Raw genomic sequence first — 9,616 nt, 5'->3', positions numbered from 1 at the left:
GCCGCGGCCAAGGCCGGCACGCTCACGATCTGACGGCATCCATTCGCGTCGTGCCGCACGGTCGAGCGGCACGGCACTCCCTCACTCCGTGCCGCTCAATCGAGCGGCACGCTGCGGGTTTCCACGTCGATCATGGCGGTGGCGAGCATCGCCAACACGAGCAGGCCGGCGAACAGGCCGATCGCGACGTTGAAGCCCAGCGCCATCACCGGCGCCATGACGGTCGGCGCCAGCAGCCCGCCAAAGCGCGCCACCGCACCGGCGGCCCCCATGCCGGTCGCGCGCGAGCGGGTGGGGTAGAGCTCAGGCGTGAAGGCGTAGAGGGCGCCCCAGGTGCCAAGCAGGGCGAAGCTCATCAGCAGGATCGAGGTGGCGATCAGGCCCGCCGTGGTCGCTACCGTGAACAGGAAGCAGCCGAGCGCGCTCAGGCCCAGGAAGGCGATCAGGGTAGGACGGCGGCCCAGCCGCTCCACGCCCCAGGCGGCCAGCGCGTAGCCAGGGATCTGGGCGAGGGCCACCAGCACCAGGAAGCCATAGCCGCGCACGAAGCCGAAGCCCTCGCCGGCCAGCCGCCCCGGCAGCCAGACGAACACGCCGTAATAGCTGGCCGAGACCAGCAGCCAGACGGTCAGGATCAGCAGGGTGCGGCGCATGAGCGGACCGGTCAGGATGCCGCCCGCGTCGCGTGCCGGCGCGGTCGGCCCGGCGGTGATTCGCATCTGGGTGGCGGGGCGGCCGTTGCCGGTCAGCACGCGGTTGAGCACGCTGCGTGCTTCCTCGGGCCGGTTGCTCTTGAGCAGATAGAGCGGCGATTCCGGCACCCAGAAGCGCAGGAAGATGCCGGCCACGGCCGGTGCCGCGGTGACCGCGAAGATCCAGCGCCAAGTGTCGGCGACCCCGGCCGAGCTGGCCACCCAGGCGGTGATGGCCACGACCAGCGTGCCCACCGCCCAGAAGCCTTCCAGGGCAACCAGCCAGCGGCCGCGCTGCCGGGCTGGGAGGAACTCGGCCATCATCGCATAATCGACCGGCAGCGTGCCGCCCACCGCCAGGCCGGTGACGAAGCGGAGCACCAGCAGGATCTCGAAGTTCGGCGCGAACACCGAAAGCAGGCCGAACACCGCATCCAGCGCCACCGTGCCAAGCAGGATCCGGCGGCGGCCATAGCGGTCGGCCAGGCGGCCGAACAGGGCGGCCCCGATAAGCATGCCGAAGAAGAAGACGGTGCCGGTCTGCAGGGCCTCAGGGAGCCCCAGGCCGAAGGTCGCGGCGATCGAGGGGGCGGTGAAGCCCACCGCCAGGACCTGCATGGCGTCCGCGGTCCAGACCAGGCCGAACACGCCGAGCAGTCGGTACTGGAACGGCCCGACGCCGGCATCGGACAGAACGGCTTCGACGGTGGTCTCGGAAGACCTCTTGCGCACGGCCAACGGCGCTTCTCCCCCATGGTGCCGCGGGATTGATGCCCGCTGGGAGAGGCTCGCCGCAAGCCACGATCTCCCTAAACCCGCGCTTTGGGATGTAAGAAAACCTGCGCCCGGCCGCTCAGGCGGACACCTTCTCGAAGAAGCGGTTCTTCGGGCGCGGGAGGCCCAGGTTCTCGCGCAGGGTCCGGCCCTCGTACTCGGTGCGGAACAGGCCGCGGCGCTGCAGCTCCGGCACCACGAAGTCGACTACCTCGTCCAGGCCGCCGGGCAGGTAGGGGAACATCACGTTGAAGCCGTCGCAGGCCTCGGTCGTGAGCCATTCCTCCATCTGATCGGCAATGGTCTTCGGCGTGCCGATCAGCTCCAGCGTGCCGTAGGCGCCACCGACATACTGGGCGAGCTCACGCACCGTCATCTTCTCGCGCTCGGCGAGGTCGATCAGCTTCTGCCGGGCACTCTTGCTGGCATTGGTCTCCGGGATCGGCGGCAGCGGGCCGTCCAGGTCGAACTTCGACGCATCGGTGCCGAGCTGGACCGAGAGCGAGGCGATGCCGCTGGCCGGGTTCACCAGCGAATCCAGGTGGCGCTTCTTGGCCTTGGCCGCCGCCACCGTGTCGCCCACCACGATGAAGGCGCCGGGCAGGATCTTTAGGTGGTCCGGGTCGCGGCCGATCGCCCGCATCCGGCCCTTCACGTCAGCATAGAAGCGCTGGCCGTCCGCCAGGTTGTTGGCGCTGCCGAACACCACCTCGGCAGTCTCGGCGGCGAGCTGGCGGCCGGCCTCCGAGGCGCCGGCCTGGACCACCACCGGCCAGCCCTGGACCGGCCGCGCGATGTTGAGGGGCCCGCGGACCTTCAGGTGCTCACCCGCATGGTTCAGGACGTGGAGCTTGGCCGGATCAAAGAAGACACCGTTCTCGACATCGCGCAGAAAGGCGTCATCGGCAAAGCTGTCCCACAGGCCGGTGACCACGTCGTAGAACTCGCGGGCACGCTGGTAGCGGGTGGCATGCTCGACATGCTCGTCCCGGCCGAAATTCATCGCCTCGTGAGGGTTGCCGGAGGTGACGAGGTTCCAGCCGGCCCGGCCCTTGCTGATATGGTCGAGCGAGGCGAAGCGGCGGGCGACGTGGAACGGCTCGTTGTAGGTGGTGGAGGCGGTCGCGATCAGGCCCAGGCGCTCGGTCACCATCGCCAGCGCCGAGAGCAGGGTGAAGGGCTCAAACGAGGTGACGGTGGCGCTGCGTTTCAGCGCCTCCATCGGCATGTTCAGCACTGCCAGATGGTCGGCCATGAAGAAGGCGTCGAACCGGCCGCGCTCCAGCGTGCGGGCATAGCCGACGATGGCCTCGAGGTCGAAATTGGCGGCGGGATTGGCGCCGGGATAGCGCCAGGCGGCGGTGTGGATGCTGATCGGCCGCATGAAGGCGCCAAGGCGCAGCTTTCGGGTCATGGGTCGCTCCGATCGGGCCTGCCCCGGAAAGCGGGGGCGGCCGGTTGCGAAAGGATCAGCTCCGGCCGAGGCCAGGCGTGGGGCAGGGCAGCGGGCGGTCGCGCCGCAGCGCCGCCACGACCGGCAGGGTGGCAAGGGCCAGGAGCACGAGGGCGGCGCCGGCCGGGCCCAGCAGGTCGTAGCCGGCATGGCTGATCACCTGGCTGCCGAACGCGGCGCCCGCCGAGCTGCCGACATAGATCGTCGACGCGTTCAGCGCGAGCAGCACCGGGGCACGCCTGGGGTCGAGGCCGGCGAGCCGGGCCTGCTGGGCGACGTTGGCCGACCAGCCGGCGATGCTCCAGACCAGCACCATCCCAGCCATGGCCGGCAGCGGCAGATCAAGGAGGGTGAGGACCGGCAGGGCGACCGCCGTCACCATGCCGAGCCCGACCAGGCTGCGCGTGGCGCCCAGCCGGTCGGTGAGCACCCCGCCCAGATGGTTGCCGGTGACACCGCCCAGGCCGAAGATCACCAGCATGACGGTGATCCCCGTCTGCCCCAGCCCGTGGCGCTCCACCAGAAACGGGGCCAGATAGGTGTAGAAGGTGAACGCTGCAGCCATGCTGAACACGGTGAACAGCACGGCAAGGAGCAGGACCGGTGTGGCGAGCACGCCTCCCAGGATGGCGAGCGAGGCCGGCTGGACCGTGACCTGGCGCGGCACCAGCCGCCGCAGCACCAGGATCGCGAAGAGCGTCAGCACGGACACGATGCCGAACGTCGTCCGCCAGCCGAACTGGTAGCTCAGCCACACGCCTGCTGGCACGCCGAAGGTCTGGGCGATCGTGAAGCCGCCGAACACGGTCGCCAGTGCCCGGCCCCGCTGCTCGGGCAGGACGGTGGCGACCGCGATCGCGGTGGTGACCGGGGTGATCAGGCCCGCACCCACCGCCATCAGCGAGCGCGCCGCCAGGATCAGGGGGAAGCTCGGGGCCAGCGCGCTGAGGAGGGCGCCCAGCCCCAGGAGGCCCAGGCCCAGGCTCAGCACGTCGCGGCGCGCCACCCGGCCGGTGGCGGCGACCAGGAGCGGCGAGGTCAGGGCATAGACCAGGGCGTAGACCGTCATCAGCCAGCCGGCCTGCCAATGGGGGACGGCATAGGACGCGCCGATCTCCGGCAGCATGCCGATCACCATGAAGGCGGCGATGCCGACCATGGCGTTGGCGAGCGCCAGGAGGAGGTGGAGGCGGCGCGCCTGGACGGGCGGCATGGCGGAGGCTCCGGATGGAGGCGGGCGGCTCAGTCCTGCCTGGGTTCGTTCAGGTAGACGCGCTCGAAGGCAGGGTCGGTCAGCGGCCGGCCGGAGTGGCGATCGATCATCAATGGCTCAGCGATCTCGCCGGTGATCCGGTCGCGGATTACCGCGCGGCGGCCGTCTTCGGCGAAGTGGCGGTTGCCCCAGTCCAGTAGCGCCAGCAGCACCGGGCGGAAGTCCTGGCCGCAGGCGGTCGGCAGGTACTCGTAGCGGGGCGGGTTGTCCTGGTAGCGGCGCTTCTCCAGCAGCCCGGCCTCGATCAGGCCGTTCAGGCGACGGGTCAGCATGTTCGGCGCGATGCCTAGGCTCTTCTGCAAGGCGTCGAACCGGGTGATGCCACCAAGCGCGTCGCGCATGATCAACATGCTCCACCACTCGCCCACCCGTTCCAGGCTCTGGGCGACCGGACAGGCCATGGTGGCGAGGCTCTTGCGCTGCATGGTCGGCATCGTAACGGAGTGACTTTCATAATGCAAGTGACTAGAAGACGGTGATGCAGGAGGGAGCGGCATGATGGCGGAGTGGTTTCTCGACGACCTAGCGGTGGGCCAGCGCTTCGTGAGCGGCACCAGGCGGATCGAGACCCAGGACATCAAGGCGTTCGCCCAGGACTTCGACCCGCAGCCTTTCCATCTGGACGAGGCGGCGGCCAAGGACAGCTTGTTCGGCGGGCTTGCGGCCAGCGGCTGGCATACCGCCGCGGTGACCATGCGATTGCTGGTGGAGGGCGGGGCACCGCTGGCGGGCGGGCTGATCGGTGCTGGGGCAGAGGTCGCCTGGCCCAGGCCGACCCGGCCGGGCGACCTGCTTACCGTGACCAGCGAGGTGATCGAGATTCGGCCGTCGCGCTCGCGGCCCGACCGCGGCATGGTCACGCTGCGCAGCGAGACCCGCAACCAGCAGGATGAGGTCGTGCAGATCCTGGTGGCGAAGCTGGTGGTGCCGCGCCGACCTTGAGCGGTGGACGCTCAGATGCAGGCGGAGGCGCCCAGGATCGGCAGCCCCATGAACAGGGTGGCACCTGCCGCGGCGATGCTGCAGGCGGCGGCCAGCCAGAGCGTGAACCGCGCCAGGGGTGTTGGGCGACCGGCCCTGGCCGCCTGCAGCCAAGCGCAGGTCTGCCAGGAGAGCAGGGCGATCACCAGCACGCTCAAGAGCCAGAGCAGCAGGAGCAGGCCGCGCTGCAGGGTGAGCGGGCCCAGCATCACCTCTTCCCAGCCGAACACACAGCCGAGCGACAGGACCCCGTAGAGCACCACCAGGGCGCCACCCCAGAGCGTGTAGCCAAGGGCGATCACCAGCAGGAAGGCGGGGCGGATGGCGAGCGTCATCACCCGGCTCCCGGCTGGCCGATCGCTGCAGCGACGCCCAGGATAGTGCCGAGGCCGATCACGCCGGCGACCGCCGTATAGTCGTGCCACAGCCGGCCGATCATCAGGTCCAGGCTGCGCGCCGCCGAGACATGGCCGCGCCGGCAGGCCTGCCAGACATGCAGGGCCAGGATCAGGCCGACCGCCGCATGGACCAGGATATAGACGAGGATCGCGGCGGTCACGCCGGCATAGGCATGCGCGGTGGGGTCGGGTGCGGTCGTCAGGATCGCCGCCAGCAGGAGGAGCGTCGCCGCATGGGCGGCGGCGAGGAAGCGGTTCCAGACCAGTGCCCAGCCGACCGCACCCCGGCGTGCCGCACGCAGAGCGAGCCGCCCGAGGCCGGCCGCACCCGCAAGGCAGGCCATAGCGATCAGGGCGAAGGCGGTGCTGTTGAAAAGGACTTCCGGGGGCGGCCAGCCCGGCGCCACTACCCAGAGGAAGATCAGCCCGAACAGGAGTGAGCCGAACAGCGCGGCATCGGCCAGCAGGAGGAACACGACCGCCCACCAGCTGGGTGCGTGGCCGCTCTCGGTATGAACCGGCAGCATCGTGCCGTCGCCAACCGGCAAGGGCCCGAGATCGGCGGTGCGTGCCGGGTGCCTGGTCCAGAGCCAGAAGACCGCGATGGTGAGCACGATGCCCGCGATCGCCAGCGGATAGACCTGGAGGAGTAGCGACACGAAGAACAGGCCGGTCGCGAGTGCCGTCCCGAGCGGGAGGAAGGTCCGGCCGGGCAGGAGCAGGATCTGGCGCGGCGCGCCGGTGATCATGTCGACGGCGATGGTTTCCAGCCAGTTGCGCCGGGCAAAGCCCAAGAGCCCTTCGCCCGCGGCGAGTTTGCGCGGCAGGTCGGGGTCCTCCGCCAGCTGGCGATGGCTGGTGACGATCGGAATGGAGGCGAAGCCGTAGTCGGTGGGCGGCACCGGCGTCGCCCATTCCAGCGTATCGGCTCCCCAGGGGTTGCGCCCCGTCTTCGGCCCGAACCGCATCTGAAGCACGATGTCCAGGACGAACAGGGCGAAGCCGATCGTCATGACGAAGCCGCCGATCGAGGACAGGAGGTTCAGCCAGTCCCAGCCGTAGCTTTCGGGATAGGTCCAGATCCGCCGGGGCATGCCGAGCAGGCCGGTGAGATGCATCAGGAAGAAGGTCAGGTTGAAGCCGATGAACACCAGCCAGAACACGGCGTGGCCGAGCTGGAACATCGGCTGCCGGCCGGTCAGGTGCGGCAGCCAGTAATAGGCTGCCGCCATGATCGGGAAGACGAAGCCGCCGACCAGCACGTAGTGGAGATGAGCGACCACGAAATGAGTGTCGTGGACCTGCAGATCGAACGGCACCACCGCCACCATCACGCCGGTGAGCCCGCCCAGCACGAAGATGAAGAAGAAGCCGCACAGGAACAGCATCGGCACGTTGAAGCGCGGCCGTCCGCTCATCAGCGTGCCGAGCCAAGCGAAGATCTGCACGCCGGTGGGGATCGCCACAAGCATGCTGGCCGCTGAGAAGAAGGCCAGCGCCAGATGCGGGATGCCCACCGCGAACATGTGGTGGACCCAGAGCCCGAAGCTCAAGAAGCCCACGGAGATTGCGGCTAGCACCACCCAGCGATAACCCAGGAGCTCGCGCCCGGCCATGACCGGGATGATGGTCGAGACCATCCCGGCCGCTGGCAGGAAGATGATGTAGACTTCCGGATGGCCGAAGATCCAGAACAGGTGCTGCCAGAGCAGGGAATCGCCGCCGCGGGCGGGATCAAACAGCGCCCAGCCGAAGGCGCGTTCGACTTCCAGCAGGATGCTGCCCAGGATCAGCGGCGGGAAGCCCACCAGGATCATCACCGCCACCACCAGCATGTACCAGGCGAAGATCGGCATCCGGTCGAGCGACATGCCGGGGGCACGGACCAGGAGGATGCTGACCAGCACCTCGACCGCGGCGCTGAGCGCCGAGATCTCGACGAAGGTGATGCCGATCAGCCAGACATCGGCGTTGATGCCGGGGCTGAACGGCTTAGAGCTGAGCGGGGTGTACATGAACCAGCCGGCATCCGGTGCCGCACCCATGGCCAGCGCCAGCAGCAGGATCGAGCCGCCGAACAGGTAGCACCAGTAGCCGTAGGCACCGGCGCGTGGGAAGGCCAGGTCGCGGGTGCCCAGCATCTTGGGCAAAAGATAGATCGCGAAGCCCTCGAACATCGGGATCGCGAACAGGAACATCATCACCGTGCCATGCATGGTGAAGATCTGGTTGTAGATCTCCGGCCCGACGAAGGCGCTGTGCGAGGTCGCGATCTGGGCGCGCACCAGCATCGCTAGGATCCCGCCTACCGCGAAGAACAGGAAGGCGGTGACGATGAAGCGACGGCCCAGCGTCGTGTGGTTGACGGCGGCCAGCTGGCCGAAGCCCGGATGGGCACCCCAGATCCGGGTCAGCTCGTGGTGCAGCTCGACGGGCGAGGCAGGCCTGTTCGGCTCGTTCATCGCCAAGCCTCCGTGCGCTGCCGGAAATTCTCCTCCGGTACGGCATCCACCCAGAAGAACATCTGGGTATGGCCCAGGCCGCAGAACTCGGCGCATTGCGCGCCGAACCGGCCGGGCTCGCTGGCCTGAAGGCGGATCACGTTCACATGGCCAGGCAGGGCGTCGATCTTGCCGCCGAGCCTGGGAATCCAGAAGGAATGGATGACGTCCTCGCTGGTGACGTGGATGTCGACCGGCCGCCCGACCGGGATGACCAGCGGGCCGCCGTCGGGAATGGCCGGACCGCCGTCCGGATAGTGGAAGCTCCAGGTCCACTGGCGCGCGGTGCCGTCCAGGCGCAGGACCTCCTCGCCCGGATGGGGCAGCAGCCGCTCGCCGGTGAGGACCGCGTAGCCCAGCAGGAGGGTGAGGGTCGTGGTCGGGAACACCAAGCCCAGGCCCACCACCCAGGTGCCCACCGAGCCGCGCGCCCGCGTGCGGCGGCGATAGGCCAGCAGCAGGCAGATCATCACCAGGGCGAAGATCAGCCCGGCACCCGCCAGCATGGCCCACCACAGCCGCGCCACCGCGGCGGCGGCGGGACCTGCCGGGTCCAGCGTGGACAGAGGCCCTGTGCAACCGGCCACCAGCGGCACAGTTAAGCAGGCAACCGCCCCCGCCAGCCGACGGATGAGCCGCGCGCCATGAAGGAAGCCGATTTCGACAACCCGGTCGTGGCTGAGATCGAGCAGCACGACGTCAGCTCGCAGGTTCATGTCGCGGGTCACCCGATCCATGCGATGACCGTCTCCTTTCCGATCGCCCTGGTGATCTCGACGCTCGGCGCCGATCTGTTCTTCTGGTGGTCGGGCGACCCGTTCTGGGCACGGGCAGCCCTGTGGTCGAGCTTCTTCGCGTTTGCCATGGGCGTCGTCGCGGGGATCTCGGGCACGGCCGAGCTCCTGCTGGTCAAGGGCATCAGGTCCCGGTCGGCGAGCTGGAGCCATGCCGTGGCGGCGATGACGCTGCTCGCGATTGCCGGGACCAACTGGGGGGTGCGGGTCGGCGACAACGAGGGGGCGGTCCTGCCGGTCGGCCTGTTCCTGTCGCTCCTGGCCAGCCTGTTCGTGGGCGTGGCCGGCTGGCATGGCGGCAAGCTGGTGTTCGATCATGGGATCGGGATGCGGATATCAAACCGCGACTGAAGCCCGCCGGGCTCGGTGAGCCAGTCCGGCAGGCCGCCGAACGTCAGGCTGGGCTTGGCCAGGACCAGCCAGAGGATGGCGCCGATCATGGCGAGGATGCCGAAGAGCACCACGATCCCGCGCCAGCGCGCGAGGCTGGCGTCACGCTCGAACAGGCGGGGCAGGAGGTAGCCCGTGTACATGTGCAGGAGCACCATCCCGCCCACCGCCGCGAGCTTGAGCGCGAACCAGGGCGTGTACACGTCGTTGGCGAAGACCAGCGCAGTGCCGGTGCCGACCGCGATGAAGGCGGCCGGACAGGTGACGGCGACATAGGTGAACAGGGCTAAGCGGTGCAGGCGGAAGAGCTGGCGGTCGCCCGGCAGGCCGGTGCGCTGCAGGTAGATGCCAGGCATGGCG

Annotated in this window: 10 protein-coding genes; 2 read left to right on the top strand and 8 right to left on the bottom strand. The window is 69.1% G+C overall.

Features of this window, described 5'->3' with window-relative positions:
• Window positions 1-95 precede the first annotated feature (95 nt).
• The 4 genes from EQG76_RS09605 to EQG76_RS09590 form a co-directional block, all read right to left on the bottom strand.
• A complete protein-coding gene (locus EQG76_RS09605) occupies window positions 96-1,430 on the bottom strand; it encodes an MFS transporter (RefSeq protein ID WP_200840687.1) in 1,335 nt (444 codons plus the stop codon).
• 115 nt (window positions 1,431-1,545) lie between these two features.
• Window positions 1,546-2,880, bottom strand: a complete 1,335-nt coding sequence (locus EQG76_RS09600) for an LLM class flavin-dependent oxidoreductase (protein ID WP_159712821.1) — start codon at window positions 2,878-2,880, stop codon at window positions 1,546-1,548.
• Between the two features lie 55 nt (window positions 2,881-2,935).
• Window positions 2,936-4,132, bottom strand: coding sequence for an MFS transporter (locus tag EQG76_RS09595; RefSeq protein ID WP_159712819.1), 1,197 nt, complete (start codon window positions 4,130-4,132; stop codon window positions 2,936-2,938).
• A 29-nt stretch (window positions 4,133-4,161) separates the two neighbouring features.
• On the bottom strand, window positions 4,162-4,617 hold the full coding sequence (locus tag EQG76_RS09590; RefSeq protein ID WP_159712817.1) for a winged helix-turn-helix transcriptional regulator: 456 nt from the start codon (window positions 4,615-4,617) through the stop codon (window positions 4,162-4,164).
• 70 nt (window positions 4,618-4,687) lie between these two features.
• Here EQG76_RS09590 and EQG76_RS09585 point away from each other — a divergent pair, with 70 nt between their 5' ends.
• Entirely contained in the window at window positions 4,688-5,134 is a 447-nt protein-coding gene (locus EQG76_RS09585; RefSeq protein WP_159712815.1) for a MaoC family dehydratase, read from the top strand.
• 11 nt (window positions 5,135-5,145) lie between these two features.
• Here EQG76_RS09585 and EQG76_RS09580 read toward each other — a convergent pair whose 3' ends face one another.
• The 3 genes from EQG76_RS09580 to coxB are packed head-to-tail and all read right to left on the bottom strand — an operon-like array spanning window position 5,146 to window position 8,659.
• Window positions 5,146-5,508, bottom strand: coding sequence for a hypothetical protein (locus tag EQG76_RS09580; RefSeq protein WP_159712813.1), 363 nt, complete (start codon window positions 5,506-5,508; stop codon window positions 5,146-5,148).
• The gene (gene ctaD / locus EQG76_RS09575; RefSeq protein WP_159712811.1) at window positions 5,508-8,033 is read right to left on the bottom strand and encodes a cytochrome c oxidase subunit I; all 2,526 of its coding nucleotides are present in this window, start codon (window positions 8,031-8,033) and stop codon (window positions 5,508-5,510) included. The genes EQG76_RS09580 and ctaD overlap by 1 nt, the downstream gene beginning before the upstream one ends.
• Window positions 8,030-8,659, bottom strand: coding sequence for a cytochrome c oxidase subunit II (gene coxB, locus EQG76_RS09570; protein WP_200840686.1), 630 nt, complete (start codon window positions 8,657-8,659; stop codon window positions 8,030-8,032). The genes ctaD and coxB overlap by 4 nt, the downstream gene beginning before the upstream one ends.
• Window positions 8,660-8,716: 57 nt before the next feature.
• Here coxB and EQG76_RS09565 point away from each other — a divergent pair, with 57 nt between their 5' ends.
• Window positions 8,717-9,217 carry a DUF2231 domain-containing protein gene (locus EQG76_RS09565; RefSeq protein ID WP_159712807.1) on the top strand — a complete coding sequence of 167 codons (501 nt, stop codon included), beginning with the start codon at window positions 8,717-8,719 and terminating at the stop codon, window positions 9,215-9,217.
• Here EQG76_RS09565 and EQG76_RS09560 read toward each other — a convergent pair.
• On the bottom strand, window positions 9,181-9,616 hold a 436-nt coding region (locus EQG76_RS09560; RefSeq protein ID WP_159712805.1), incomplete at its 5' end, for a hypothetical protein. The genes EQG76_RS09565 and EQG76_RS09560 overlap by 37 nt on opposite strands.

It is taken from the genome of Geminicoccus flavidas, assembly GCF_009806515.1.
GTDB lineage: Bacteria > Pseudomonadota > Alphaproteobacteria > Geminicoccales > Geminicoccaceae > Geminicoccus > Geminicoccus flavidus.
This window is presented reverse-complemented; position numbering and strand designations above follow the sequence as displayed.